We start from the raw sequence: 26986 nt of genomic DNA, 5'->3' as shown, positions 1-26986 counted from the left end.
CTAGCCGGAGAGCGGCATCATCGGGAAGCTGCCGGTGTTGGTCGGCGCGTGCTCGGGCAGCCACAGCACCGCGATCGCGCCGCCGGACTCGCCCAGTGGCGTCGTGCCCTCCGGTGCCGCGTTGCGGAAGGTGAGCCGGGCACCGAGGACCCGCGCCTGGCCGGCCGCGATCGTCAGGCCCAGGCCGTGGCCCGTGCCCGCGCGGTCGCTCGCGCCCGTACGGAAGCGGCTCGGGCCCTCGCGCAGCAGCGCCACGGGGAAGCCGGGGCCGTGGTCGCGCACCCGCACCACCCGGCCCTCGACCGCGACCTCGAACGGCGCCTTGCCGTACTTGGCGGCGTTGGTGAGCAGATTGAGCAGGATGCGCTCCAGCCGCCGTGGATCGGTGCTGACCCACGACTCGTGTACGACCCGGATATGGACATCGGGGTTCAGGGCCGAGATGCGGCGGCTGACGAACTCACCGAGCGCGATCTCCTGGAGCTCGGCCCGCTCCGACGCGCTGTCGAGCCTGGCCACTTCCAGCACGTCCTCGACCAGCGTTCGCAGGGCCTGGGCCCGGTCCCGTACCAGCTCGCTGGGGCGGCCCGGCGGCAGCAGCTCGGCGGCCGTGAGCAGGCCCGTGACGGGGGTGCGCAGCTCGTGCGCGATGTCGGCGGTGACGCGGCGCTCGGCCTCGATGCGTTCGTTCAGCGCGTCGGTCAGCGCGTCGACGGCGCGGGCCAGTTCGTCGGTCTCGTCGCGTACGACACCGCCGATGGCTTCCCGAACCCGTACCTCCGTATTGCCCTGCGCGACATTGCCGGCGGCCGCGGCCGCCTTGCGCAGTCGGCGTGAGAGCTGTCCGCCGATCAGCACGCCGAGCGCGCAGCCGCCGAACACCACCGAGACCGAGCCGATGATCAGAGCCCGGTCGAGGTCCTTCATGACGGTGGCGCTGCGCCCGGCGAACTGGGTGTGCAGGGAGAGCACGTCGCCGTTGGAGAGCGGGACGGCGGCCCAGATCTCGGGCGGGCCGTGGTGGCCGTCCTGCACATAGCTGCCGCGCCGCTTCTCGTGCATCAGTTTCTGCAGCGGCCTGGGGAGCGTGCGGTCATTGAGCTTGGTGTTGAAGCGCGGGTCCTTGTTCTTGGACGTCTCGTACCAGCGCTGGGCGAGCAGCACCCGGTCCATCTGGACATCGCGGGCGTTGTCCAGCATCGAGACGCGGGCGGCGTTGTGTACGACAAGGCTCAGCGCCATCGCGATGAGCGCGCCGACCAACGCGATCGCGATGCTGATCTTCCAGCGGACTCCGGTGCGCAGTACGAAGCGCTTCATGCCTTGAGCTTGTAACCGAATCCGCGGACCGTTTCGATCCGGTCCTGTCCGATCTTGGTGCGCAGGCGCTGGACATGGACGTCCACGACCCGGGTGTCGCCGCCCCAGCCGTAGTCCCACACCCGCTCAAGCAGTTTGTCGCGGGAGAGCACCGTGCCCGGCGCGGACGAGAACTCCAGCAGCAGCCGCATCTCGGTCGGTGTCAGCGCCACCGGCTCGCCCGCCTTGCGCACCTCCATGCCCTCCGTGTCGACCTCCAGATCGCCGAAGGAAAGCAGCGCGCCCTGCGCGTCCTCGCCCGCCGCGGACTCGCCGCCCGCCGCGCCGCCCGCGTGGCCGAAGCGGCGCAGCACCGCGCGGATACGGGCGACCAGCACCGCGCTGTCGAAGGGCTTGGTGACGTAGTCGTCGGCGCCGGCCTCCAGGCCGAGCACCACGTCGATCGAGTCGGCGCGGGCCGACAGCATGATCACCGGCACGGTCGACTCGTCCCGGATGCGGCGGCACAGGCTCACCCCGTCCAGGCCCGGCACCATCACATCGAGCAGCGCGATGTCCGGCCGGTTGGCGCGGAAGGCCTCCAGGCCCTGCAGCCCGTCGGGCATGGCGGTGACCACGAAGCCGTCGCGCTCCAGCGTCAGTTGGGTCGCCTCGCGGATGACGTCGTCGTCCTCGACGAACAGGACATGAGTGTCAGCCATCCCGCTTCTCTCAGTTCTCATTCTTGGGCGGATCCGTGGCGACTACCTCGCCGTCCCCGACCGCTCTGTTGAATTCATTGCGCACCCAGTGCAGCTGCACAAACTTCCCGCCCGACCAGTGGTACGTGGTGATTTCCTCGCCGAACGGCTCGGCCACCGGGGCGCCCTTCGCGTACACCTGTTTGGTCACCACCAGGTCTCCCCGGTCGATCGCGGAGTACACCGTGGGCTCCTCGGCGGCGTAGACATTCTCGTACTTCTCGCCGTTCGCGCGATACACATACGTGCCCATGCCAACAGCGTCGCCGCACGTCATCACATTGACGACGACATCGGGCGAGGTCCCGCCGGTGAGGTTGCTGTACGACGTGTCCACCGGGTAGCTGTCCCGGCCGCAGGGCTTGAGGTCGGCCTTGACCCGTTCGCTGACCTTCGGGTCGCTCTTGATCAGCTCCACCGCGTCGACGGACGTGGCGAACTGGGCCGCGCCGCCGGCGGAGGGCACGGGCGACGGGGTGGCCTTGGCGACGGCGTCGGCGTGCGCCGCGCCCTCGTCCTTCACCCCGGTGCCGCCCGAGGAGCAGGCGACGGTGAACAGGCCGACGGCGGCGAGGCCGGCCACCGCCGCACCGCTCGCCGCCAGGCTGCTGTTGCCCGCTCTGCCTCTCAGGCCGCGCACCGCTCCTGCCCCCGTTCTCCCCCGTTGCCCTGCTGGCGCGGGAGGTGCCCGCTGCGCTCACGATCCTGCCGCACCTCACCGCGCTCCAGGGCGCGGAAGTCCAGGTCCCGGCTCTCCAGCTCCTGGCGGAGCCGGGCCAGCGCCCGGTGCAGCGTGCTCTTCACCGTACCCGCAGACATCCCCAGCGCGGCAGCGGTCTCCTCGGTACTCATCTGCTCCCAGTGCCGCAGCACCACGACGCTGCGCTGCTTGGGCGCCAGCACCTTGAGTACGTCCATCAGCAGGGCGCGGTCCGCGCGTTGTTCGCTGCCGTCCTCGACGCTCGCGTCGGGCAGCTGCTCGGTGGGCACCTCTTCGAGCTTGCGGGCGCGCCACCACTCCGTACGCGTGTTGATCATCACGCGGCGGAGGTAGGCGTCGGCCAGCGACTTGTCCGCAATGCCGTCCCAGCGGCCGTAGGTGCGGACCAGAGCGGTCTGGAGCAGGTCCTGCGCGTCGATCGGGTCAGGGACGAGACGGCGGGCGCTGCGCAGCAGTGCCTCCTGCCGGTTGCGTACGTACTCTTCGAACTCGAGCACCTCGCCGTGCGCCATTCCAACCGCCTCCGTCCCCGTTGAATCCCCGTGACAAGCACATGCCGTTTGCCTTACGTCGCAAGAAGCTACGGAGGTGTTGTCACGGGCCTGTGCGGAGCAGCCGTCGGAGGGCGCACGGCCATCCATCGGTTGTGTAACAGCGAATGTTTCAGGTCGGGTTCGGGTGGGAAACGGCACCCGGGCTTCCCCGGGGCCGGTGCGCAATCAGCTGTGCGGGAGGCGGTAGACGCCGTTCTCCAGTGGCTCCACGAGGCCGTCGGCGACCAGTCCGTCCAGTGCCCGCGCCCGCTGTACGGGCTCGTGCCAGACCGCGTCCAGTGCCGACTGCGGGACCGGCGCGACGGCCTCGCGCAGTACGGCGAGGAGCTTGCCGCGCACCTGGCGGTCCGTACCCGCATAGGTTTGGCCCCGGCGAGCGGGACCTTCGTATGCGGGCTTGCCCGCCAGCCGCCACGCGCACCGCGACGAGATCGGGCAGCGCGCGCAGTCCTCGTTCTTCGCGGTGCACACCAGTGCGCCCAGCTCCATGGAGGCCGCCGCCCAGCGGGCCGCGGTCGCCCGGTCGTCGGGCAGCAGCGTGCGGGCCAGCTTGCGCTCGGCGGCGGTCGTGGCGGTCGGCGGGTACTGGATGCCGCTCGCGGCGCGGGCGAACACCCGGCGGACATTGGTGTCGAGGACGGCGTGCCGCTGTCCGTACGCGAACGAGGCCACCGCGGCCGCCGTGTACTCGCCGATGCCGGGCAGCGCGAGCAACTGCGCGTGCTCGCTGGGCACATCGCCGCCGTGCCGCTCCGTTATCGCCTGCGCGGCCCCGTGCAGCCGCAGCGCACGCCGCGGATAGCCGAGTCGGCCCCAGGCGCGGACGGCCTCGCCGGGCGCGTCCGCCGCCAGATCGGCGGGGCGCGGCCAGCGGGCCAGCCACTGCTCGTACACCGGGAGCACCCGGCTGACGGGGGTCTGCTGCAGCATGAACTCGCTGACCATCACACCCCAGGCGCCGGCCTCGGGGCGGCGCCAGGGAAGATCGCGGGCGTGCTCGTCGAACCAGGCGATGACGGGGGCGTGGAAGGACGCCGCGTCGGCCTGGGCCGGGACGGTGGCGGTGGCAGGGTCTGCGGAGATGTCAGTCATGGCACTGACGATCCTGGCATGTCCGGGCGGGCGGACGGTGCATACGCTCCGGGGCCGCCGCGCCGTCGATACGGTCGGCAGTGTGGTCCCCGGCCGGGCGGGGGCGAGCGTGGCCGTGGACCGCCGCCGGGCGACGCGGACGAGGCGCCCCTGCGAGACCCCGGGGAGCGCCCCGGGGAGGGCACCGAGGAGCGCCGCGAAGAGCAGGAGCCCGGGCGGGAGTTGTACGCACAAACCCGCCGAAAGTGGGGTCGCGGGCCGCGCCCGTGATGATGATCCGCAGAACTCGCCAAGTCGGGCGGCGGGTGGGACAGGAGTTGGCCCCGATCTCTCGTACAGTTTGCGCCGTGGGATCTCTGCGCAATCCGATCGGGCCGCTCCCCTCCTCCATCTACTGGCGACGGAGGGCAGTCGCGCTGTCACTGATCGCGCTGCTCGCGATGCTGATCGCATGGGCGCTCAGTACCAGCGGCGGCAACGGTGGCAAGGGCGACGACAGCGCCAACGGTGCTACTCCCGCGCCCTCCATCACCCCCGGACCCTCGCAGTCCGGCCCCGCGATCAGTGAACAGCCGGGCGGGCGCGACGAGTCGGGGGACTCCGGCACCGGCGACGGCGGCACGGACGAGGGCGGTACGGGCACAGGATCCGACGGCGGCGCGGGCGGTGAAGCGGGCGCCGGCGGCGGCAACGGAGCGGGCGGCGCGGGCAGTGCCGGCGCGGGCGGGCAGCAGGTCCCGGCCTCCTCGAAACTTCCCGACTGCGCCCCGGGCGCACTGAAGTTGACCCTGCGCAGTGCGAAGGTCGCGTATGCGCCGGGAGAGAAGCCCGCGTTCCAACTGGTCGCCTCCAACTCGTCGGGGGCCACCTGCAAGGCGGACTTCGGTCCCCGGGCGGCGGTGCTGACGGTCAAGGACGGCAAGGACGACAAGGTGTGGTCGTCGAAGGACTGCCCGCGGGCGGCCGGCAGCCTGCTGCTGAGGGTCCCGGCGGGAGCGACGATCACGCACTCGGTGGAGTGGGACCGCAAGCGGAGCGCTCCGCAGTGCGCGACGCCGTCGGCCGGGCCGGCCGGGGCGGGCACGTATCTGGTGGAGGCGGAGTTTCCGGGGGTGACGGTGCTTCCGGCGTCGTTCCGCCTGGAGAAGGACTAGAGGTAGCCGGGGCCGCGCAGTGGCCGCTTTGTCCTCAATCCCCGGACGGGCTTGATTTCTCGGGCAACCGGAATCACACGTAGCGTTCGAGGATCGAGGACTCCGCGAGACGCGACAGGCCCTCGCGCACGCTGCGCGCCCGCGCCTCGCCCACCCCGTCGACCGTCTGCAGATCGTCCACGCTCGCCGCGAGCAGCTTCTGCAGCCCGCCGAAGTGCTCGACAAGCCGCTCGATGATCGCGCCGGGCAGCCGCGGCACCTTCGCCAGCAGCCGGTAACCCCGCGGCGAGACCGCCGAGTCCAGCGTCTCCGGGGAACCGCTGTACCCCAAAGCCCTTGCCACTGTGGGCAGTTCGAGCAGCTCGGCGTGCGTGAGGTCGTTCAGCTCGGTGAGCGCCTCGTCGACCGTGCGGGACCGCTTCGCGGTCGGCTCCGGCACATAGTCGCGTACGACCAGCTCGCGCTCCGGTTCCACGCCCGCGATCAACTCGTCCAGCTGAAGCGCCAGAAGGCGGCCGTCGGTGCCCAACTCCACCACGTACTCGGCGATCTCCGTGGCGATCCGGCGCACCATCTCCAGACGCTGCGCCACGGCCGTGACGTCCCGGACCGTCACCAGGTCCTCGATCTCCAGCGCGGACAGCGTGCCCGCGACCTCGTCGAGGCGGAGCTTGTAGCGCTCCAGGGTGGCGAGCGCCTGGTTGGCGCGGGAGAGGATCGCGGCCGACTCCTCGAGGACCCGGCGCTCCCCGTCCACGTACAGCGCGATCAGGCGCATCGACTGCGACACGGAGACGACCGGGAAGCCGCACTGCCGGGAGACCCGGTCCGCCGTGCGGTGGCGGGTGCCCGTCTCCTCGGTGGGGATGGAGGCGTCCGGGACCAGCTGCACACCGGCCCGGTGGATCTTGCCGATGTCCTTGTCGAGGATGAGCGCGCCGTCCAGTTTGCACAGCTCGCGCAGCCGGGTCGCGGTGAATTCCACATCCAGTACAAAACCGCCGGTACACATGGATTCGACCGTTTTGTCCATGCCGAGGACGAGCAGGCCTCCGGTGTTGCCGCGGAGGATCCGCTCCAGGCCGTCGCGCAGGGCGGTGCCGGGAGCGACCGCGCTCAGGGCGGCGCGGATCAGCGCTTCGTTGCCGGAGCCTCCGCCGGACTTTCCGGGTGCTGATGCCCCGTCCTTGGCTGCCACTGCACTCCTCCGGCTCGTACGGATGGGCGAGACCAGGGCAAAGTCTACCGGCGCGTGTCGTCGTCCCGGGTGGCCTCCGCACGCTCTTTGCGCGGGGCCGTTACAGAGGCCCCGTCGGAAGGTCTCTGCCGCCCGCGCGGGAGCACCCTCAGCGCATCCCCCATGTCGGCCACTTCTGTCACCTTCATGCCGGCTGGGATCTTGCCCGGATCGGACGGCACGAGGGCGTGCGTGAAGCCGAGACGGTGCGCCTCGGCGAGTCTGCGCTGGACGCCCGTGACCCTTCTGACCTCGCCCGCAAGTCCCACCTCGCCGATCGCGACCAGGTTCTTGGGCAGTGGGGTGTCGCTGGCGGCGGAGGCCAGCGCGAGCGCGATCGCCAGGTCCGCGGCGGGCTCGGAGAGCTTCACTCCACCCACCGTCGCGCTGTAGATGTCGCGCTTTCCGAGCGCGGTGATCCGGCCGCGCTGCTCCAGCACGGCGAGCATCATTGAGACCCGGGAGGTCTCCAGACCCGAGGTTGTGCGCCGGGGCGAGGGGATCTGCGAGTCGACGGTCAGCGCCTGCACCTCGGCGACGAGGGGGCGGCGGCCTTCGAGGGTGACCGTCAGACAGGTGCCCGGAACCGGGGCGTCCCGGCGGGTGAGGAAGAGGCCCGAGGGGTCGGCGAGCCCGGTGATGCCCTCGTCGTGCAGCTCGAAGCAGCCGACCTCGTCCGTCGCGCCGTAGCGGTTCTTGACGCCTCGTACGAGACGCAGGCGCGCATGCCGGTCGCCCTCGAAGGACAGCACCACGTCCACCAGATGCTCAAGGAGGCGCGGTCCGGCGATCGCGCCGTCCTTGGTGACATGGCCGACCAGGAGCGTGGACATCCCGCGTTCCTTGGAGGCGCGGATCAGCGCGCCGGCGACCTCGCGGACCTGCGCCATGCCGCCGGGTGCGCCGTCGATCTCGGGGGATGCGACGGTCTGTACGGAGTCGAGGATCAGCAGGGACGGCTTGACCGCGTCCAAGTGGCCGAGGACCGCGGAGAGATCGGTCTCGGCGGCGAGATAGAGATGGTCGTGCAGGGCGTGGATCCGGTCGGCACGCAGCCGGACCTGGCTCGCGGACTCCTCGCCGGTCACATACAGCGTGCGGTGGTCGTCGCTTGCGGCCTTCGCCGCGACGTCGAGCAGCAGCGTGGACTTGCCGACGCCCGGCTCGCCCGCGAGCAGCACGACGGCGCCGGGCACCAGACCGCCGCCGAGGACCCGGTCGAGCTCGTCCACGCCTGTGGAGCGGGCGGTGGCCTGCCGTCCGTCGACCTGGCCGATGGGAACGGCGGCGGTGGAGACGCGGCCGGCGGCCGTGGTGCGGACCGCGGGTGCGCCGTACTCCTCGACCGTGCCCCAGGCCTGGCATTCGGGGCAGCGGCCGAGCCACTTGGCGGTCGTCCAGCCGCATTCGGTGCAACGGTAGGACGGCCGGTCCTTCGCGGATTTCGTACGGGCAGCCATGCGCAAACCGTAGCGGGGGCCACTGACAACGCGGTCGCCGCGGGCTGCTTCACCACGTCGCCGCGGGCCTCCAGGACCTGGGCGTCGGTCCGGTTCATCTCCCCGACCCACCGGTGCAGGCGCGTGCCGCCCACCCCCAGCGGGTTCTCGCGGGTGTCGTCGGGGGCGGTGATGAAGCCGTCCAAAGACATCGACATGCCTGAGATCACGGTGCCTGAGGTCACGTTGCTCATGACAGGTTGACTTCCCCGGGCCGGGTAACTCATCGGCGGCCGACTGGGCGGTAGGGACGGAATTAACGATTCCTGTCCCCCTTCGAGCGAACTGTTCACCCGTAAGGATTAAAAGTGTTCAAGGGGGACGAAGGGGGTGTGCTTGTCAGCCTACGGTCGCCGAGTGACGAGCAGCAGGCTTGAGCCACCCACGCACACCACCGGCGCACACCGCACACACCGGCGCGCGCCCCGTCCGTCCGCAGGGCTGTCTCCCGCACGTTACGAGCCGTACCTCGACGGCCTGTTCACCTACTGCCTCGCCGTGCTCTGCGACCACGACGCGGCGACCGAGCTCCTCGGTGAGGTACTCGCCATCGCCGAGCGCCAGTACGGGCGTTGCCCGTCGGGCGAGGCCGAGCGGAAGGCCTGGCTGTATGCGCTCGCGCGGTGGGCCTGTCTGCGGCGGCTGACCGAACAGCGGCGCAGGTCGCCGGGGGCGCACACCGGGCGCCCGGCGCGGCCCGCCGACTCGGACGAGGCCCCGCACGTCCCCGAGGGCGTCGTCGAGCGCCGCCGCGGTGAACTGGCGCTGCTGGCCTGGCCGGAGGCGGCGGGCACCACGCCCGAACAGCGCGAGGCCCTCGAACTCGCCGTCCGGCACGGGCTGGGGACGGGCGAGGTCGCCTCCGTCCTCGGCCTCGACCCGCTCGCCGCGCGTGAGCTGCTGGCCACGGCGGCCTGCGAGGTCGAGCGCACCCGGTCCGCGCTCGCCGTCGTCGAAAGCGGCAACTGCCCGGCCGTCGCCCGGCTCACCGGCGACCACCGGGTGCTGCTCTCCGCCACGCTGCGCCAGGAGCTCGTCCGGCACGTCGACGACTGCCCGCGCTGCCGCCGCATCGCCGAGCGCGCGGGAGCGGGCGGCCCGTGGCCGGGGTCGGCCGTCGCCCCGGCCGCGCTGCCGCTCGTCGAAGCCCCGCGGGCCACCGTGTACGGGGCGATGCAGCAGGTTCCCCGGGCGCGGGCGGGCGCGCCGCGCTTCGGCCGCAACGGCTTTCCGCTGGATCCGAAGGACCACGCGGCCCGCCGGGGCCGGCTGAGGGCGCGCGCACTGACGACCACCGTCGTGGCCACCGTCGTCGCGGCGCCGGTGCTGGCGCTGTGGGCGGCATACCGGGGCGCACCGCTGACGGGGGAGGGGCACGACGGGGCCTCGGTCATCGCCAGCGAGGCGGACGGGCCGCGCGGAATGCACGGTGAGCCGTACGACTACTACGAGAACGCGGGCAATGCGCAGGCGGAACCGGACTCCCGGTTCACGGCCGGCTCGCGTTCGCCGGATGTCTCGGTCGAGGTCATCAGCGTCGGCACGTCCACACCGTCGTCCCGCGCCGGCCGCGCGAGCGGCCCGGGCCGCCTCACGGTCGAGGCGCAGCCGTCCGGCAACACGACGCGGATCACGCTGACGGCGTCCGGTGGCGCGCCGGTGAGGTGGTCGGCGTGGACGGACGCGGCGTGGCTGTACATGAGCCACACGTCCGGGACACTGCGGCCCGGCGAGTCGGTGACGATCTACGTGACCGTGGACCGTACGCGGGAGCCGGCCGGGGCGTGGAGCGCGCGGGTGGGGGTGGACCCGTCGGGAGCGGTGGTCGAGATCGACGGCTTCGGCGCGACCCCGTCGGACCCGGCACCCACCCCGTCGGACCCGACGCCTACGCCGACGGAGCCGTCTCCGGAGCCGACGCCGACCCCGTCGGACCCGACTCCGAGCGACCCCACACCGACCCCGACGGACTCCTCTCCGTCGGACCCGCCCCCGACCCCGCCGGAGGACGGATCGTCGTCCCCGCCTTCCCGGTCGGGCTGAGCCTCAGGGATTCAGGCCGGGTCTGAGAGGTTCCGGCTCAGCCCCGGAGCTTCAGGCCGGGTCTGCGGGGTTCGACGGGTCCGCCGGGTGCGGCGCCACCAGTGGAAGCTGCGACGACAGGCGGGCCTTGCACAGGTCCGCAAGGACGTCGTAGGCCTTCTTGCCCATCAGTTCCGTCAGCTCCGGGCGGTACGTCACGTACACCGGCTCACCTGCGCCGTGCGCCGACGTCGCCGACGTGCACCACCAGTGGAGGTCGTGGCCGCCCGGTCCCCAGCCCCGCCGGTCGTACTCGCCGATCGACACCTGGAGCACGCGCGTGTCGTCCGGCCGGTCGATCCAGTCGTACGTCCGGCGGATGGGCAGCTGCCAGCAGACGTCCGGCTTGGTCTCCAGCGGCTCGCGGCCCTCACGCAGGGCGAGGATGTGCAGCGAGCAGCCCGCGCCCGCCGGGAAGCCCGGACGGTTCTGGAAGATGCACGAGCCCTCCCACCGACGCGTCTGGCGTTCGCCGTCGTCGTCGAGCTGGACCCAGCCACCCTCCGTCCCCTCGTCGTGGAACTGCCACAGCTCCGGAGTGAGCCGCGCAACATGCTCCGCGACCCGCTGCTCGTCGTCCTCGTCCGAGAAGTGCGCGCCCAGCGTGCAGCACCCGTCGTCCGCCCGGCCCGCCTGGATGCCCTGGCAGCCGCTGCCGAAGATGCAGCTCCAGCGCGAGGTCAGCCAGGTCAGATCGCAGCGGAAGACCTGTTCGTCGTCGGCGGGGTCCGGGAATTCGACCCATGCGCGCGCGAAGTCGAGCCCCTTCTCGTCGCGCTCGTCGCGCCTGGGCTCGTCACGCTGCTTCGAGGGCTTGGCTTTGCCCGGCTTCGCCTTTTTCGTCTTTGGCACAGGCCCAGCGTATGCGCGTAACGGCAGTAGCGTTCGCTCCATGAGACTCGGAGTCCTCGACGTCGGTTCGAACACGGTGCACCTGCTGGTGGTGGACGCCCACCCTGGAGCCCGCCCGCTGCCGGCCCATTCGTACAAGGCGGAGCTGCGGCTCGCCGAGCTGCTCGACGACGACGGGGCGATCGGTCCCGCCGGTATCGAGCGGCTCGTCGAGACGATCGAGGGCGCGGTGCAGGCCGCGGAGGACCAGGGCTGCGAGCAGGTGCTGCCGTTCGCGACCTCCGCCGTCCGCGAGGCCAGCAACGCCGACACGGTGCTGGCCAAGGTCAAGGCCGAGGCCGGGGTCGATCTACAGGTCCTGACCGGCGACGAGGAGGCCCGGCTCACGTTCCTCGCGGCCCGCCGCTGGTTCGGCTGGTCGGCCGGCAAGCTGCTGGTCCTGGACATCGGCGGCGGCTCGCTGGAGATCGCGTACGGGATCGACGAGGAGCCGGACAAAGCCGTGTCGCTGCCGCTCGGCGCGGGCCGGCTGACCGCCGCGATGCTGCCGGGAGACCCGCCCGACCCCCTGGACGTGAGGGCGCTGCGCCGCCATGTGCGGGCGGAAATCGCCCGTGTGGTCGGTGAGTTCACCCGGCTCGGACGGCCGGACCACGTCGTGGCGACGTCCAAGACCTTCAGGCAGTTGGCGCGTATCGCGGGGGCAGCCCGCTCCACCGAGGGGTTGTACGTGCAGCGTGAACTGAGTCGTAGATCACTCCAGGAGTGGGTGCCGAAGCTCGCTGCCATGACGGGCGAGCAGCGCACAGGACTCCCGGGCGTGTCCGAGGGCCGTGCCCGCCAGCTGCTGGCGGGAGCCCTGGTCGCGGAGGGTGCGATGGATCTGTTCGGGGTCCAGGCAGCCGAAATCTGCCCCTGGGCGCTGCGCGAGGGCGTCATTCTGCGGCGCCTGGACCACCTCCCGGCCTCCTAGTGCGGCCCCGTACCCTGTCTCCCGTGGCAGAACCGGCAGAACCAGTGGTGCGCATCCCGGATGCGAAGGTTGTCCTGTCGACGGCTTCCGTCTATCCGGAGTCCACGGCGACGGCCTTCGAGATTGCCGCGCGCCTGGGGTACGACGGCGTCGAAGTCATGGTCTGGACCGATCCCGTCAGCCAGGACATCGAGGCCCTGCGCCGTCTCTCGGACTACCACGAGGTGCCGATACACGCCGTCCACGCGCCCTGTCTGCTGATCACCCAGCGGGTCTGGTCCACCGACCCCTGGGTCAAGCTCCAGCGCGCGCAGGCGGCGGCCGAGAAGCTGGGGGCGTCGACGGTCGTCGTGCACCCTCCCTTCCGCTGGCAGCGGCAGTACGCCCGGGACTTCGTCACCGGAATCTGGCGGATGGCGCACGAGACGGACGTCCGCTTCGCTGTCGAGAACATGTACCCCTGGCGCTATCGGGACCGCGAGATGCTTGCGTACGCACCCGACTGGGACGTCACCAAAGAGGACTACCGGCACTTCACGATCGACCTCTCGCACACCGCGACCTCCCGGACCGACACCCTGGCGATGGTCGACCGGATGGGCGACCGGCTCGGCCATGTGCATCTCGCCGACGGCAAGGGGTCCGCCAAGGACGAGCACCTGGTTCCGGGCCGCGGCAACCAGCCCTGCGCCGAGCTGCTGGAGCACCTCGCCCGTAACGGCTTCGACGGCCATGTCGTGATCGAGGTCAACACCCGGCGCGCGATGTCGGCCGCCGAACGCGAGGCCGACCTCGCCGAGGCCCTCGCCTTCACCCGGCTGCACCTGGCCTCGGCAGCCCGCATCTCATGACGGGCACGTCACCGAAGCGCCGCGGCCGCCCGGCCCGTACGGAGTCGGACACGGGCCCCGGCGCCCGCGAGCGCATCCTCGCCGCCGCCCGTACGGAGTTCGCCGAGCGCGGCTACGACAAGACCACCGTCCGCGGCATCGCCCGGGCCGCGGGCGTCGACCCGGCCCTCGTGCACCACTACTTCGGTACGAAGGACGAGGTCTTCGCGGCCGCGATCGAGGTCTCCTTCGAGCCGGCCCTGGTGATCCCGGTGATCCTGGGACAGGGCGCGGAGGGCATCGGCGAGCGGCTCGCCCGCTACTTCATCGGGGTGTGGGAGAACCCGGTAAGCCGGGCGCCCATGCTGGCGATCATCCGTTCGGCGCTCACCCACGACGCGGCGGCGAAGGTGCTGCGGAGCTTTGTGCTGCGGCGTCTCCTCGAGCGGATCGCGGGCGATCTCGATGTGCCGGATCCGAAGTTCCGGGCGGAGCTCGCGGCCTCGCACATGATCGGCATTGTGATCCTGCGCTATGTGATCCAGGTGGAGCCGCTGGCCTCGGCGGACCCGGAGACGATCGTGGCGATGGTGGCCCCTACGTTGCAGCGGTATCTGACCGAAGCGTGAGGGCGGATGTGTGAGGGCCGGAGCGTGAAGGTCGACGTGTGTGGGCCGACATGTGACGGCCGACGTGTGTGGGCCGACATGTGACGGCCGACGTGTGTGGGCCGACATGTGACGGCCGAAGCGCGAATGACCGAAGCGTGAGCCGGGCGTCCCGTATAACGGACAGGGTGTCCAGATCTTGGAGCCGCGGCGTACGCTCGAATGAGTCCTATCCGTCTGAAGGAGCGAGCGACGATGCCCGAGCTGAGGTCCCGCACTGTCACCCACGGCCGCAATATGGCGGGCGCCCGCGCCCTTATGCGGGCGTCGGGCGTAGCCAGTGCGGATATCGGCAAGCCGATCATCGCCGTCGCCAACTCCTTCACCGAGTTCGTGCCCGGGCACACCCACCTCGCCCCGGTCGGCCGGATCGTGTCCGACGCGATCCTGGCGGCGGGCGCCGTGCCCCGCGAGTTCAACACCATCGCCGTCGACGACGGCATCGCGATGGGCCACGCCGGCATGCTCTACAGCCTGCCCTCGCGCGACCTGATCGCCGACTCCGTCGAGTACATGGTCGAGGCGCACTGCGCCGACGCGCTGATCTGCATCTCCAACTGCGACAAGATCACCCCGGGCATGCTGATGGCCGCGCTGCGCCTCAACATCCCGGTCGTCTTCGTCTCCGGCGGCCCGATGGAGGCCGGCCAGGCCACCCTCGTCGACGGCACGGTCCGCAAGCTCGACCTGATCAACGCCATCGTGGACGCGGTCAACGAGAACGTCTCGGACGAGGACGTCCTGCGTATCGAGGAGAACGCCTGCCCGACCTGCGGCTCCTGTTCCGGCATGTTCACCGCGAACTCCATGAACTGCCTGACCGAGGCCATCGGTCTCTCCCTGCCGGGCAACGGTTCCGTCCTCGCCACGCACACCGCCCGCAAGGCGCTGTACGAGAACGCCGCCCGCACGGTCGTCGACATCACCCGGCGCTACTACGAGCAGGACGACGATTCCGTCCTGCCGCGCAATATCGCCACCCGCGCGGCCTTCGACAACGCCATGGCCCTCGACATCGCCATGGGCGGCTCGACCAACACGATCCTGCACCTGCTGGCCGCCGCGCAGGAGGCCGGGCTCGACTACGACCTCAAGGACATCGACGCGGTCTCGCGCCGGGTGCCGTGCCTGGCCAAGGTCGCGCCGAACGTCGCCCCCGGCGGCACGTACTACATGGAGGACGTGCACCGGGCCGGCGGCATCCCCGCCATCCTCGGTGAGCTCTACCGCGCCGGACTCCTCGACGAGGACGTCCACACGGTCCACTCGCCGGGCATCAAGGAATGGCTGGAGGCGTGGGACGTGCGTGGCGGCTCGCCCTCGGACGAGGCCGTCGAGATGTGGCACGCGGCCCCCGGCTGCGTCCGCTCCGCGACCGCCTTCTCGCAGTCCGAGCGCTGGGAGTCGCTGGACACCGACGCGGCCGGCGGCTGCATCCGCGACGCGGCGCACGCGTACTCCAAGGACGGCGGCCTCGCCGTCCTCAAGGGCAATCTCGCCGTGGACGGCTGTGTGGTGAAGACCGCCGGCGTCGACGAGTCGATCTGGACCTTCGAGGGCCCGGCCGTCGTCTGCGAGTCGCAGGACGAGGCCGTCGACAAGATCCTGCGCAAGCAGATCAAGGAGGGCGACGTCGTCGTCATCCGCTACGAGGGCCCCAAGGGCGGCCCCGGCATGCAGGAGATGCTGTATCCGACGTCCTTCCTGAAGGGCCGCGGGCTCGGCAAGGCCTGCGCGCTGGTCACGGACGGCCGCTTCTCCGGCGGCACCTCGGGCCTGTCGATCGGCCACGCCTCGCCGGAGGCGGCCTCGGGCGGCACCATCGCGCTGGTCGAGGACGGCGACCGCATCCGTATCGACATCCCGAACCGCATGATCGAACTCCTGGTGTCCGACGAGGACTTGGCTGCCCGGCGGGCGGCGCTGGGTGGCGTCTACGCGCCGAAGAACCGCGAACGGAAGGTCTCGGCGGCGCTGCGGGCGTACGCCGCGATGGCGACGAGCGCGGACAAGGGCGCGGTCCGGGACGTGTCCCAGCTCGGCTGACCGACTGGGGCTCCGCCCCAGACCCCGGTATGCGGCCTTCGGCCGCATGTCCTCAATCGCCGGACGGGCTTGATGTGCCCGTCACCACCGCCCCGGATCCCCCGCGTTGAGCGCGAACACCGACCCGTCCGGCGCCGTCCCGTACACCTCGCCCCCCGTCGCGATCGGCGCGGGCAGCATGGACGCGAACGTGTAACGCCCGTCGTCCATACGCGGTTTCGTCTGGCCGATCAGAACACCGCGCAAGGCGTCCACCGCCAGCAGCCGCCCGTCCCCGGCCGTCACGTACACCGCGTGCGCGTCGGCGGCCGGGCGCGAGAGATGGGTCACCGAGGTCTCGAGCCGCCACAGCTGCGCGGGCTTGGACCCGCCGGTGCCGAGGGCGAGCAGCGCGCCGCCCGAACCGCTGAGATAGACGGTGTTCCCGGCCACCGTCGCCTGCGCCTGATCGAGCGGTGTGGGCAGCGCGATACGGCGGACGGTACGCGCGCGGCCGGTGGTGTCGAGTCGTACGACGGCGTCCGTGAAGCCGTCTCTGTTGGCGGCGAGCAGATACAGCACCCCGCCCACTCGCTGTACCGGACTCAGCGACCCCTTCACCCGCTTCTGCCACAGCAGGTCGCCGCTCGCCGGATCGACCGCGCTGATCAGCGTCGACGTACCGTCCGGCGAAGGCGTTGCGGCGAGTGCAGGCCCGTCGGCGCCCGGGGACGAGACCCACTGGGCGCCGCGTCCGCCGCGCTGCCGGGTCCAGCGTTCCTTGCCCGTCGCCGCGTCGACGGCCCGTACTCGACCGCTCTCGGTCACCAGCAGCACCAGGGAGCCGGCGTGCCGGACCGAGGAGTACGGGGAGATGTCGCGGTCCCAGCGCACCCTGCCCGACTCCGGGTCGAGTGCTTCCAGACGGTGTCCGCCGGGCGCGATCACGTGCAGCAGTCCGCCGGCGAGCACCGGCGTCATACCTTCGTCGGTCTGCGCCGTGGTGTTGCCCGCCGGCGTGGACCAGAGGGTCGTGCCGTTGTCCGGGTTCAGCCGGGCCGCCTTGATCCCCGGGGCCGCGCAGTACAGCCCGTGACCTCCCGCCGCGCAGACCGGTGTCCTGTTCTCCCCGTCCCCGCCGCGCAGGGACACGCTCCAGGGGCTGAAGCCGTGTTCGGCACGGGGCGTGCTGGGCGCGGAGCCCGTGCTGTCGCCGTCCGCCACCGCCCGTACGACGACGATCCCGGCCGTGACCAGCACGACGAGCGCCACGCCTGCCGCCACCCACCGCAGCTTGCGGCTCAGCCGGAGCCGGGGGCGTGCGGTGAGCCGGCGGAGCGCGTTCTCGCGGGGGTCCGGTGTCCGCTGCGCCGGTATGTATGCCTGGGTGTCGTACGAGGACGAGGGCGAGGAGCTGCGCAGCGCGACCATCAGCTCGTACGGCGTCGGTCTTTCCGCCGGATCCTTCGCCAGGCAGCGCCGGAACAGCGGCACGAGATCCTTCGGCACGCCCGCCAAGTCCGGTTCGTTGTGCACCACTTGGTAGGCCACGATGTACGGGCTGTCCGAGTCGAAGGGGCCGCGCCCGGTCGCCGCGTGCACCAGCACGGCGCCCATCGCGAACACGTCTGCGGCAGGCCCGACTTCGCGCGGGCGCTGGAACTGCTCGGGTGCCATGAACGGCGGCGTACCGATCAGCTTGCCCGTCTCCGTACGCAGATCGCTGTCCGCGGGGCGGGAGATGCCGAAGTCGATGACCTTGGGCCCGTCGGGCGCGAGAAGCACATTGCTGGGCTTGAGATCACGGTGCACCACGCCGGCGCGGTGGATGTCACGCAGCGCCTCGGCCAGTCCCGCGCCCGCCTTGCGCAGCTCGTCCGCGCCCAGCGGCCCGTTCCGCTTCACCCGCTCGGCGAGCGTCGGGCCCTCGATGAACAGCGTGGCCATCCAGGGCCGTTCGGCCTCCGGGTCGGCATCGACGACGGGCGCGGTGAAGGCGCCGCTGACCCTGCGGGCGGCCGTGACCTCCTGCCGGAATCGGGCTCTGAACTCGGGATCTGAGGCATGCTCGGCATGGATGACCTTGACCGCGAGGCGCAACCCCGACGCGGAGCTGGCCAGATGGACGACACCCATTCCGCCTGTGCCCAGGCATGACTCAAGGCGGTACTGCCCGGCATATTCCGGATGCTCCGCTTCCGGGAACCGCCCGGTGCTGCGCAGCGGTGGCATCTTCCACCCCCGTGTTGTTCGTGCGCACGCGCGACGCACGGAGCCTAGTCGATGATGCGTGCGATGCAGGTGTGGCTTGCTAGCCTGCGCGGCGTACGGAACGGACCGTACGGATCAAGACACCGTAACGGAAACAAGTCACAGTGGCGGGGGAGAAGTTCCATGGCTGTTGAAGAAGTGCAGAGCGAGTCCGAGAGCTTCGGCGAGACCTACGAGGAGACCACGGCCAAGCGCTATCCGGTCGCACCGGGTGTGGCGCTGAACGTCCGCAGCGGTCCCGGCACCAACTACCGGCTGATCAAGGTGCTGCCGATCGGGGCACGGGTGCCGATCAACTGCCAGAAGCCGGGAGAGCGGGTCAGCGGCCCGTACGGCACGTCCAACATCTGGGACAACATCGCCAACGGGCAGTTCGTCGCGGACGCGTATGTGAACACCGGAAGCGACGGCTATGTGACGATCCGCTGCTCCTGAGGGGGCGGCGGTCTCGCCCCGGGGATAATCGACCCCGTGAGCGAGCAGAGTGAGCAGAGCGAGACGCACGCCGGCGGCGGCCCGCAGCCCGAGCCCATCCGTTTCTTCGGCACGACCTGGGTCGGCCGTGACGGGGGCTACGGGCTGCGCCGCGCCGGTGTTGCCGTCGGCTCGCTCGCGGCAGCCGTCGCGGGCTGCCTCGTACTGCGCTTCGCCTACCAGGGCCTGGCGGTGGCGGATGTCGGCGGCTTCGTCAACACGCTGGTCGTGGTCATGTTCGCGATCTGCAGCGCTGTCGCCTTCCGCAAGACCTGGGAGGGCTTCACCCGCCGCGGCACCGGCCCGGTCGGCGAGGATTCGCTGCGCAGCCTCAAAGTGATCGGCTTCGTCGGCCTGCTCCTCGCGTACTTCTTCCGCTCGCTGACCGAGGCGCCGGGCGAGAAGCTGCACCGTGAGGAGTACGAGAGTGCCCGCACGCAGTACGAGAAGCGCCGCGGCGCGCGCACCGGCAACCCCGCGGCCCGCAAGGCGAAGAGCGGCGGGTCGAACGGTGGCGGGGCGAAGAGCGGCAAGTCCCGGCGTAAGTAGCGGCATTCCGGTGAGGATGGGGTGCATGACGGATCATGCGCTGCGCGCGCTTTCCTTCGACGCGGCCGCCGCCCAGTACGACGCGGCACGTCCCGGCTACCCGCCCGCCCTCTTCGACGCGGTCGAGGAGCTGACCGGCCGCCCGCTCAGCGGCTCGCGCGTCATAGACGTCGGCGCGGGCACCGGCATAGCGACCCGCCTGCTGCGGGAGCGCGGCGCACAGGTCACCGCCGTGGAGCCGGGCGCCAAAATGGCCGCCCAACTGCGCGGCACCCTGCCGGACATACCGCTGGTGCGGGGCTTCGGTGACGCGCTGCCGCTGGCCGACGGCTGCGCCGACCTCGTCACGTACGCCCAGTCCTGGCACTGGACCGACCCGGCGCGCTCCGTCCCGGAGGCACTGCGGGTGCTGCGGCCCGGCGGTGCGCTCGCCCTGTGGTGGAACGTCTCGGACCCCGCTGTGCCGTGGATCGCCGCGCAGGACGAACGCCTCCGCCGCGAGCTGACCTACGGGGCACACGGCGCCGGGGGTCGCGCCCGGCGGCTGCCGGACGGGCTGGAGTCCGTCGAACGCCGGGTGCACTGGACCCGGCGGGTCCCGCTCGACACCCACCTCGCCAACCTCGGCAGCCATTCGGTCTTCCTGGTGCTCGGTGAGGAGGCCACGACCCACTTTCTCGCCCGGGAGCGGGCCGAACTGCTCGCTCTCTTCCCGGACGGCGTTGTCGAGGAGGCGTATGCCGTGGAGCTGACTGTCACACTCAGCGCGCCCGACAGCTCCATGTAGCAGGGCACAGAGCGGGAGAGGAGCCGAGACATGGCCGAGCCGGACGAATTCGAGAAGCAGCGCAGCCGTCTGTCGACTCCCGGGCGTGGGCTGAGGCCCTCGGCGGGCTCCACTGCGTTCGTCGGGCGGACGGGAGCGATGGGCCGCGCGGCGTGTGACCGGGCGCCACCCGTCACCCCCGCCCGCGGGAGAACCGTCCCACCAGCCCCACCACGGCAACCACCATGACGCCCCGCCACAGCCCGTCCCACACGCTGGCGAAGATCCCCTGCGTCGTGAGCGCCTGGCGCACCACCACATCCGCCGCCACCATCAGCGCGCCCGGCACGGCCGCGACCCGCCATGGGTGGGCCGCGGCCCAGCGTCGTATCCGGCGGTCGTCGCCGCTTCCCGCGCCCGGCCTGTCGCCGAGCACCGCGCCCGCCCCGCCGACCATGAAGAACAGCATCAGCGCGACCGACAGAGCCCATGCGAGCACGCCGAGTCCGATGCCGTCGCCGATGGTCCCGAGCGCGAGCGCGACACCTCCGCCAAGACCGCCGACCGCCGCCGCGGCGCGCCACGGCCCGAGTGTCGCCGATGCGACGGCGAGACGCCGCTGCTCGGCCTTCGAGATCTCACTGTTGTGGCTCATATGTCCACAGTCCGCCGCCCTTCCCCCGGTACGCCATGGGGGATGCCCCTGACCCGTCCCCCATCTCTTGACGCCGCGCCGCCCCCGGTCGCAGTATTCATCACATGATGAATTCTTCTGGGATTGCCGTCCTGGCCCGCGGCCTCACCGTCGTACGAGGAGACCGCACCGTCATCCGCGGCATCGACTTCACCGTCCCGCCCGGCCGTATCACCGGCCTCCTCGGCCCCTCCGGCTGCGGCAAGTCCACCCTGATGCGCGCGATCGTCGGCACCCAGGCCCAGGTCACCGGAACCCTCGAGATCCTCGGCAAACCGGCGGGCGACCGCGCACTCCGCTCCCGCATCGGCTACGTCACCCAGGCTCCGTCCGTCTACGACGACCTGACGGTCCGCCAGAACCTCGACTACTTCGCCGCCGTCCTGCTGCCCGGCCGCAACCGCCGCGACGCCCGCCGCGAACACGTCACCCGCGCCATCACCGACGTCGACCTCGGCCCGCACGCCGACGACCTGGCCGGCCGTCTCTCCGGAGGGCAGCGCAGCCGCGTCTCTCTCGCCGTCGCCCTGCTCGGCACACCCGAACTGCTCGTACTCGACGAACCGACCGTCGGCCTCGACCCCGTCCTGCGCCGCGACCTGTGGGACCTCTTCCACCGCATCGCCGACGAACGCGGCACGACGATCCTCGTCTCCTCGCACGTCATGGACGAGGCCGAACGCTGCCACCGCCTGCTGCTGATGCGGGAGGGCGAGATCCTCGCCGAGGACAGCCCGGACGATCTGCGCTTCCGCACCCGCTCGGAAACGGTCGAAGCCGCCTTCCTCCACCTGGTCGACGAGGCCAACGCCGGGCACACGACGGTCGCTGCCGCGCCCAAGCCCCTTCAGGAGAACGCCCGATGAGCACCTCACGCACCCTCGCCACCGCCGCCCGCGTCCTGCGCCAGCTGCGCCACGACCCGCGCTCCATCGCCCTGATGGTCCTCGTGCCGTGCGTGATGCTCTTCCTGCTGCGGTACGTGTTCGACGGCAGCCCCCGGACCTTCGACTCCATCGGTGCCTCGCTGCTCGGCATCTTCCCGCTGATCACGATGTTCCTGGTGGCGTCCATCGCCACCCTGCGCGAACGCACCTCAGGCACCCTGGAACGCCTCCTCGCCATGCCGCTGGGCAAGGGCGATCTCATCGCCGGCTACGCCCTGGCCTTCGGCCTCGTCGCCGTCGTCCAGTCCCTCCTCGCCACCGGCCTCGCGCTCTGGGCCCTGGGCGTCGACGTCATCGGCTCGCCCTGGCTTCTGCTGCTCGTCGCACTCCTCGACGCCCTGCTCGGCACCGCACTCGGCCTCTTCGTCTCGGCCTTCGCGGCCTCCGAGTTCCAGGCGGTCCAGTTCATGCCGGCCGTGATCTTCCCGCAGCTGCTGCTCTGCGGTCTGTTCACCGCGCGCGACCAGATGCAGCCGGTCCTGGAGGCGATCTCGAACGTCCTGCCCATGTCGTACGCCGTCGACGCCATGACCGAGGTCCTGCGCCACCCGGACGCCACCGGCGACTTCCTGCGGGACGTGCTGATCGTCGGCGCCTGCGCGGTACTCGTCCTGGCCCTCGGCGCGGCGACCCTGCGCCGCCGCACGGCCTGACGCTCCTACTCCAGCGTGACGGTGTCGCCGACATTCAGCCGGTCGTAGACCCACCCGGCGTCGGCGGCCGGCACCCGCAGCACGCTCCGGTTCATGGGGCTTCCCGAGGCGTCGTCCGCGAACAGATACAGCACCTCACCGCTCGGCAGCGAGAGCTCCACCACCCAGCTCGCCTCAAGGTTGTACGAGTTGTCCGGTGGGTCCGACAGCAACGCGGGGATCTTCCGCCTCGGGTCCTTGTACCTGACCTTCGCGCTGCCCGCGGTCACGTCGTCCCTCATCGTCAGACGGAAGGAACGGGCCTTCTCACCGGCCGGCTCGAACGTCAGCACCTTCGTGCGGATGTCGACGCGCGCACGGGTGGACGCAGGCGCGGGAGCCGACAGCGACGGGTTCGGCGGATCGGTCGCCACCGGCCGCCGGACCTCCTTGTTCCCGTCCATCAACCACGGCACCCCGACCACGGCACCCGCGCCCAGCACCACGACCGCGGCCGTCGCCGCCACCACCCGCCTGCGCCGCCCACGCGCCTCACCGCGCCGCCGGATCTGCCCGCCCGACAGCGTCGGCGGCGCCGCCGCGTCGGCGGCCAGCACCCGCAGCGCGGAATCCAGCCCGTCCGGCTCGTGCTCAGACACGGCTGCCCTCCCTCTCGTCAGCGGGCTCCCCGGGGGACAACAGCTTGGCGAGAGCGGCACGCCCACGCGACAGCCTGGCCTTGATGGTCCCTGTCGGGGACCCCGTCTCCGCCGCTATCTGCTCGACACTCAGATCGCACAGATGATGCAGCACCACCGCGTGCCGCTGTGCCTCCGGCAGCTGCCGCAACGCCTGCACAAGCATCGTGTGCTCCGGACCGGGGCCCGGCACCCGGTCCGCAGGCGCCTGGTGGCGCACCAGCTCCACCCACCGCTTCGCCCGCCGCCAGCGGCTCACCGCGAGCCGCATCGCGACCGTACGGATCCACGCCTCCGGAGCTGCCTCCGCCAGGAAGGAGACACGGCGGTCCCAGGCCCGTACGAACGCCTCCTGAACCACGTCCTGAGCCTCGCCGTGATCGCCCGTCAACGCGTACAACTGCCCCACCAACCGCGGGAACGAGGTCGCGTAGAAGGCATCGAACTCCTCCTCCGTCACGAGCGGTAGGACAGCGCCCGCGCCCCGCCGGTTCCCCGGAAACTCTCTTCGTCACCGCTGCAACCCTCCCCCTCCTCCCGTGCGTACAGAAGCCGAACCAGCACAGCTGAACCATCAGCTGACCCAGGGGGAGGAATCCATGCGAGGACACATCGGCGCGGCCACGCTCGGCCTGATCTGCGCACTGTCGCTCACCGGCTGCTCGGACGCGGGCCTGACATCCGACGCCGCCGCAGCGACCAAGCCACCGGCCGCCGGCAGTCCGGCCTCCTCTCCCGCAACACCCCGGCCCACGACCACCCCGCCCTCAGCTGCCACCCTCGGCCACCTGGCCGACGCCTCCATCAACATCATCGACGGCGGGCACGTCGGCGTCGGCATGCCGATCTCCGTGACCTTCAAGCGCCCGATACCCACGTCCGAGCGCGCCGACGTGGAACGCCGACTGAAGGTCACCGCCGACCCCGGCGTCACCGGCGCCTGGGCCTGGATCAAGGACCGCAACCTCCACGACGGCCAGCGCGTCGACTTCCGTCCCCGCACCTACTGGAGGCCGGGCACCAAGGTCAGCGTGACGGCCGGCCCCTCCATCGCCCGCTCCTTCACCGTGGCCCGCTCCCTCGTCGCGACGGTCGACGTCCGCACCCACAAGATGACCGTGGTCAAGGACGGCGCGGCCACGCAGACCATCCCGATCACCGCGGGCCGCCCCGGCCTCGACACCTGGAACGGCACGATGGTGGTCTCCGACAAGCAGCGCCGCGTCTATATGGACTCCCGCACCGTCAACATCGCCGACGCCTACCAGGGCTGGTACAGCTACGCGGTCCACCTCACCACCTCCGGCACCTACCTCCACCAGAACGACAGGGCCAACACCTACGCCGGCCGCGACAACGTCACCCACGGCTGCATCGGCCTCGCCTCCGACGGCACGGCCCGCCGCTTCTACGAGCAGATCATCCCGGGCGACGTCATCCGCGTGATCAACTCCAAGGACCGGGTCGCCCCCGGCAACGGCTACGGCGACTGGAACCTCTCCTGGTCCGAATGGCGCTCCCGCAGCGCCCTCTAGACCGGGAGGAGGGCGCGACGGATCGCGGCGGAGCCGGTCACGGCGTCCACGGTGCGGGCGGGCACTCACCCGTACCGCCCCTCGGACGCCCCGGCACCGCCACGCCCCCGGTGCGAGGATGACGGCACGTGTCCCCACCGGCGAGGTGAACAGAGCCATGACCCAGACAGTCGCAGTCCTCGGTACCGGCAAGATCGGCGAGGCCCTTCTCAGCGGCATGATCCGCGCCGGCTGGCGCCCCGCCGACCTGCTGGTCACCACCCGCCGCACCGATCGCGCCGAAGAACTCCGCACCCGCTACGGCGTCGAGCCCGTCACCAACGCCGAGGCCGCCAAGCGGGCCGACACCCTCATCCTGGCCGTCAAGCCCCAGGACATGGGCAAGCTCCTCGACGAGCTCGCCCCGCACATCACCGCTGACCGCCTTGTCATCAGCGCCGCAGCCGGCATCCCCACCTCCTTCATCGAAGAGCGCCTCGCTGCGGGCACCCCCGTCGTCCGCGTCATGCCCAACACCCCCGTACTCGTCGACGAGGGCATGTCCGTGATCTCGGCCGGCAGCCATGCGACCGCCGACCACCTCGCCCACGCCGAGGAGATCTTCGGCGGCGTCGGCAAGACCCTCCGCGTCCCCGAGTCCCAGCAGGACGCGGCCACCGCCCTGTCCGGCTCGGGTCCGGCGTACTTCTACTTCCTCGTCGAGGCCATGACCGACGCGGGCATCCTCCTGGGCCTCCCGCGCGCCCAGGCCCACGACCTCATCGTTCAGGCCGCCATCGGTGCTGCCGTCATGCTCCGAGACAGCGGCGAACACCCCGTGAAGCTCCGTGAAGCAGTCACCTCCCCCGCCGGCACCACCATCAGCGCCATCCGCGAACTCGAGAACCACGGTGTACGCGCCGCCCTGATCGCCGCCCTCGAAGCGGCCCGCGACCGCAGCCGCGAACTCGCCTCCGGCAACAGCTGACGCCCGTCCCCCCACCGCTGAGGCGCCACAGCGGTGGGGCGAGCCGTCCTCCGCTACCCGGGCAGCAGCCCGATCGCCCGATGGGCGGCATCCACCCTCGGCCTGGCCATCCCCCTGGCCCGCTCGGCCCCCTTCCTCAGCACCTCATCGACATAGTCCTGATCCGCCGCCAGCTCGGCGTGCCGCTCCCTGACCGGCCGCAGCAGTTCCACCACCGCCTCGGCCGTATCCCTCTTCAAGGCCCCGTACGACTCATATGCACCGGCCAGCTCGATCGGGTTTCCACTCTCACAAGCCGCCAGCACTTCGAGCAGATTCGCGACCCCGGGCCTGCCCTCCCGGTCGTACTCGACCTCGCGCCCGCTGTCCGTGAGCGCCCGCATGATCTTCTTGCGCACCACGTCCGCGTCATCGAGCAGATAGACGATCCCGGCCCCGGACTCGTGCGACTTCCCCATCTTCGACATCGGGTCCTGCAGATCCATGACCCGGGCCGCCACCTGGGGATGCGTCGCCTTCGGCACGGTGAAGACGTGTCCGTACCGCTGGTTGAACCGAACCGCCAGATCCCGGGTCAGCTCCACGTGCTGGGTCTGGTCGTCCCCCACAGGAACCTCATCAGTCCCGTAGGCCAGGATGTCCGCGGCCATCAGCACGGGGTACGTCAGCAGCGACAGCCGCACACTCTGCCCGCCCGCCCGGGCCTGCGCGCTCTTCTCCTTGTACTGGATCATGCGGCGCAGCTCGCCGTCCGTCGCGGTGCACTCCAGCAGATACGAAAGCCGCGCGTGCTCGTCCACATGACTCTGTACGAATACGGTGCACAGCTCCGGATCCAGTCCCGCCGCCAGCATCAGCGTGGCGGCCTGCCGGCTGAGTCTGCGCACCCGCGCCGGATCGTGCTCCACGGTCAGCGCATGCAGATCGACCACGCTGAACAGCGCATCCGCCTGATGCTGGTCGACCTCGACCCACCGGCGAAGCGCCCCGAGGTAGTTGCCCAGCGTCAGATGCCCTGTGGGCTTGATCCCGCTGAAGATCCGCGTCATCCCGCTCTCCGTCTCCTGAAAGGAGCCGCCGCGTCCAGCGACCGGACTCCCGGAGGGAGAAACGAGAACGGCCGCCGAAGCGGCGGCCGTTGAGTGCATGCGTAGGTGCCGGCCGCCGTCAGGCGGCCCACCACTGAAGGAAGCACGTACGCGTTGTCATGCGTACGAGACTACGGGACCTGGCACCAGGTTGACAGCGGATACCGGCAACCGTAGTGTTCTCCGAGTTGTCCGACGTGAGCACCGACTTCGGCCGGTCCCCGGACAGCCATTCCGCAAGATCCACTACAAGCAAGCGGCACTCTGTCGCTCAGCTTTCTGTGCGCTTTTGTGAAATGAGGAATCCGCGTTCGAAGGAGCGCAGCCCCGATTAGCGTCGGGGGCGAGGATTCCGCTAAAGTCTCACTCGTCGGAACGGCCCAACGGCCGGAATGACAACCCGAGTTCGACCGGGAATCAGGCCCGAAAGGATCTGATAGAGTCGGAACCGCCGGAAAGCCGAAAGGCCGGAAAGCGAACCCCTTCCGACGGGGAATCGGACACGAAAGAGTCTGATAGAGTCGGAAACGCAAGACCGAAGGGAAGCGCCCGGAGGAAAGCCCCGGAAAGTGTTCTGTGGGTGAGTACAAAGGAAGCGTCCGTTCCTTGAGAACTCAA

At 70.9% G+C, this 26986-nt stretch carries 26 protein-coding genes; 13 read left to right on the top strand and 13 right to left on the bottom strand.

What is annotated here, in order from left to right; all coding sequences use genetic code 11:
• From cseC to ACI2LP_RS30190, 5 genes are all read right to left on the bottom strand, one after another.
• Window positions 1-1320, bottom strand: coding sequence for a two-component system sensor histidine kinase CseC (gene cseC, locus ACI2LP_RS30210; protein ID WP_404727711.1), 1320 nt, complete (start codon window positions 1318-1320; stop codon window positions 1-3).
• Window positions 1317-2021 carry a two-component system response regulator CseB gene (gene cseB / locus ACI2LP_RS30205; RefSeq protein WP_404727710.1) on the bottom strand — a complete coding sequence of 235 codons (705 nt, stop codon included), beginning with the start codon at window positions 2019-2021 and terminating at the stop codon, window positions 1317-1319. Before cseB ends, cseC begins: the two co-directional genes overlap by 4 nt.
• 10 nt (window positions 2022-2031) lie before the next feature.
• A complete protein-coding gene (locus tag ACI2LP_RS30200) occupies window positions 2032-2700 on the bottom strand; it encodes a hypothetical protein (RefSeq protein ID WP_404727709.1) in 669 nt (222 codons plus the stop codon).
• Window positions 2688-3293 (bottom strand): SigE family RNA polymerase sigma factor, encoded by a 606-nt coding sequence (locus ACI2LP_RS30195; protein WP_360871407.1) that lies wholly within the window; start codon window positions 3291-3293, stop codon window positions 2688-2690. The genes ACI2LP_RS30200 and ACI2LP_RS30195 overlap by 13 nt, the downstream gene beginning before the upstream one ends.
• Before the next feature lie 207 nt (window positions 3294-3500).
• The gene (locus ACI2LP_RS30190; RefSeq protein ID WP_404727708.1) at window positions 3501-4427 is read right to left on the bottom strand and encodes an A/G-specific adenine glycosylase; all 927 of its coding nucleotides are present in this window, start codon (window positions 4425-4427) and stop codon (window positions 3501-3503) included.
• A gap of 347 nt (window positions 4428-4774) precedes the next feature.
• Between ACI2LP_RS30190 and ACI2LP_RS30185 the strand changes: the two genes are divergently transcribed.
• A complete protein-coding gene (locus ACI2LP_RS30185; protein ID WP_404727707.1) occupies window positions 4775-5581 on the top strand; it encodes a hypothetical protein in 807 nt (268 codons plus the stop codon).
• A gap of 73 nt (window positions 5582-5654) precedes the next feature.
• Here the strand turns inward: ACI2LP_RS30185 and disA are convergent, their stop codons facing one another.
• Entirely contained in the window at window positions 5655-6779 is a 1125-nt protein-coding gene (disA, locus tag ACI2LP_RS30180; protein ID WP_404727706.1) for a DNA integrity scanning diadenylate cyclase DisA, read from the bottom strand.
• A 44-nt stretch (window positions 6780-6823) separates the two neighbouring features.
• Window positions 6824-8278 carry a DNA repair protein RadA gene (radA, locus tag ACI2LP_RS30175; RefSeq protein ID WP_404727705.1) on the bottom strand — a complete coding sequence of 485 codons (1455 nt, stop codon included), beginning with the start codon at window positions 8276-8278 and terminating at the stop codon, window positions 6824-6826.
• 396 nt (window positions 8279-8674) lie between these two features.
• Between radA and ACI2LP_RS30170 the strand changes: the two genes are divergently transcribed.
• On the top strand, window positions 8675-10360 hold the full coding sequence (locus ACI2LP_RS30170; RefSeq protein ID WP_404727704.1) for a hypothetical protein: 1686 nt from the start codon (window positions 8675-8677) through the stop codon (window positions 10358-10360).
• A gap of 51 nt (window positions 10361-10411) precedes the next feature.
• Here the strand turns inward: ACI2LP_RS30170 and ACI2LP_RS30165 are convergent, their stop codons facing one another.
• Window positions 10412-11251, bottom strand: coding sequence for a hypothetical protein (locus tag ACI2LP_RS30165; RefSeq protein ID WP_404727703.1), 840 nt, complete (start codon window positions 11249-11251; stop codon window positions 10412-10414).
• Between the two features lie 40 nt (window positions 11252-11291).
• Here ACI2LP_RS30165 and ACI2LP_RS30160 point away from each other — a divergent pair, with 40 nt between their 5' ends.
• From ACI2LP_RS30160 to ilvD, 4 genes are all read left to right on the top strand, one after another.
• Complete coding sequence (locus tag ACI2LP_RS30160) at window positions 11292-12224, top strand: Ppx/GppA family phosphatase (RefSeq protein ID WP_404727702.1); 933 nt, start codon at window positions 11292-11294, stop codon at window positions 12222-12224.
• 23 nt (window positions 12225-12247) lie between these two features.
• Window positions 12248-13075 (top strand): sugar phosphate isomerase/epimerase family protein, encoded by an 828-nt coding sequence (locus ACI2LP_RS30155; RefSeq protein WP_404727701.1) that lies wholly within the window; start codon window positions 12248-12250, stop codon window positions 13073-13075.
• Window positions 13072-13683 (top strand): TetR family transcriptional regulator, encoded by a 612-nt coding sequence (locus ACI2LP_RS30150; RefSeq protein ID WP_404727700.1) that lies wholly within the window; start codon window positions 13072-13074, stop codon window positions 13681-13683. The genes ACI2LP_RS30155 and ACI2LP_RS30150 overlap by 4 nt, the downstream gene beginning before the upstream one ends.
• Window positions 13684-13917: 234 nt before the next feature.
• Window positions 13918-15768, top strand: a complete 1851-nt coding sequence (ilvD, locus tag ACI2LP_RS30145; protein WP_404727699.1) for a dihydroxy-acid dehydratase — start codon at window positions 13918-13920, stop codon at window positions 15766-15768.
• A gap of 81 nt (window positions 15769-15849) precedes the next feature.
• Here the strand turns inward: ilvD and ACI2LP_RS30140 are convergent, their stop codons facing one another.
• Window positions 15850-17979: a PQQ-binding-like beta-propeller repeat protein gene (locus tag ACI2LP_RS30140; protein ID WP_404727698.1), complete on the bottom strand. Its 2130-nt coding sequence runs from the start codon at window positions 17977-17979 to the stop codon at window positions 15850-15852.
• A 162-nt stretch (window positions 17980-18141) separates the two neighbouring features.
• Here ACI2LP_RS30140 and ACI2LP_RS30135 point away from each other — a divergent pair, with 162 nt between their 5' ends.
• The 3 genes from ACI2LP_RS30135 to ACI2LP_RS30125 are packed head-to-tail and all read left to right on the top strand — an operon-like array spanning window position 18142 to window position 19828.
• Window positions 18142-18453: a peptidase gene (locus tag ACI2LP_RS30135; RefSeq protein WP_404727697.1), complete on the top strand. Its 312-nt coding sequence runs from the start codon at window positions 18142-18144 to the stop codon at window positions 18451-18453.
• A gap of 36 nt (window positions 18454-18489) precedes the next feature.
• On the top strand, window positions 18490-19041 hold the full coding sequence (locus ACI2LP_RS30130; RefSeq protein ID WP_404727696.1) for a hypothetical protein: 552 nt from the start codon (window positions 18490-18492) through the stop codon (window positions 19039-19041).
• Window positions 19042-19066: 25 nt separating this feature from the next.
• Window positions 19067-19828: a class I SAM-dependent methyltransferase gene (locus ACI2LP_RS30125; RefSeq protein WP_404727695.1), complete on the top strand. Its 762-nt coding sequence runs from the start codon at window positions 19067-19069 to the stop codon at window positions 19826-19828.
• A gap of 172 nt (window positions 19829-20000) precedes the next feature.
• Here the strand turns inward: ACI2LP_RS30125 and ACI2LP_RS30120 are convergent, their stop codons facing one another.
• Window positions 20001-20462: a hypothetical protein gene (locus ACI2LP_RS30120; protein WP_404727694.1), complete on the bottom strand. Its 462-nt coding sequence runs from the start codon at window positions 20460-20462 to the stop codon at window positions 20001-20003.
• Between the two features lie 104 nt (window positions 20463-20566).
• On the opposite strand from ACI2LP_RS30120, the gene ACI2LP_RS30115 reads away from it, so the two are divergent.
• A complete protein-coding gene (locus tag ACI2LP_RS30115; protein ID WP_404727693.1) occupies window positions 20567-21367 on the top strand; it encodes an ABC transporter ATP-binding protein in 801 nt (266 codons plus the stop codon).
• Complete coding sequence (locus ACI2LP_RS30110) at window positions 21364-22101, top strand: ABC transporter permease (protein WP_404727692.1); 738 nt, start codon at window positions 21364-21366, stop codon at window positions 22099-22101. Before ACI2LP_RS30115 ends, ACI2LP_RS30110 begins: the two co-directional genes overlap by 4 nt.
• A gap of 5 nt (window positions 22102-22106) precedes the next feature.
• On the opposite strand, the gene ACI2LP_RS30105 is transcribed toward ACI2LP_RS30110, so the two are convergent.
• Both ACI2LP_RS30105 and ACI2LP_RS30100 read right to left on the bottom strand, forming a co-directional pair.
• Window positions 22107-22739 (bottom strand): hypothetical protein, encoded by a 633-nt coding sequence (locus ACI2LP_RS30105; protein ID WP_404727691.1) that lies wholly within the window; start codon window positions 22737-22739, stop codon window positions 22107-22109.
• Window positions 22732-23238 carry a SigE family RNA polymerase sigma factor gene (locus tag ACI2LP_RS30100; RefSeq protein ID WP_404727690.1) on the bottom strand — a complete coding sequence of 169 codons (507 nt, stop codon included), beginning with the start codon at window positions 23236-23238 and terminating at the stop codon, window positions 22732-22734. The genes ACI2LP_RS30105 and ACI2LP_RS30100 overlap by 8 nt, the downstream gene beginning before the upstream one ends.
• A 139-nt stretch (window positions 23239-23377) precedes the next feature.
• Here ACI2LP_RS30100 and ACI2LP_RS30095 point away from each other — a divergent pair, with 139 nt between their 5' ends.
• The gene (locus ACI2LP_RS30095; RefSeq protein ID WP_404727689.1) at window positions 23378-24313 is read left to right on the top strand and encodes a L,D-transpeptidase; all 936 of its coding nucleotides are present in this window, start codon (window positions 23378-23380) and stop codon (window positions 24311-24313) included.
• Between the two features lie 157 nt (window positions 24314-24470).
• On the top strand, window positions 24471-25280 hold the full coding sequence (gene proC, locus ACI2LP_RS30090; protein WP_404727688.1) for a pyrroline-5-carboxylate reductase: 810 nt from the start codon (window positions 24471-24473) through the stop codon (window positions 25278-25280).
• A 53-nt stretch (window positions 25281-25333) separates the two neighbouring features.
• On the opposite strand, the gene trpS is transcribed toward proC, so the two are convergent.
• A complete protein-coding gene (gene trpS / locus ACI2LP_RS30085) occupies window positions 25334-26329 on the bottom strand; it encodes a tryptophan--tRNA ligase (RefSeq protein ID WP_404727687.1) in 996 nt (331 codons plus the stop codon).
• Window positions 26330-26986: the final 657 nt, after the last annotated feature.

Source organism: Streptomyces sp. NPDC019890, assembly GCF_044903445.1.
Classification (GTDB): Bacteria; Actinomycetota; Actinomycetes; order Streptomycetales; family Streptomycetaceae; genus Streptomyces.
Note: the sequence above shows the minus strand (reverse complement) of the source record. Positions and strands in the feature narration are given on the sequence as shown.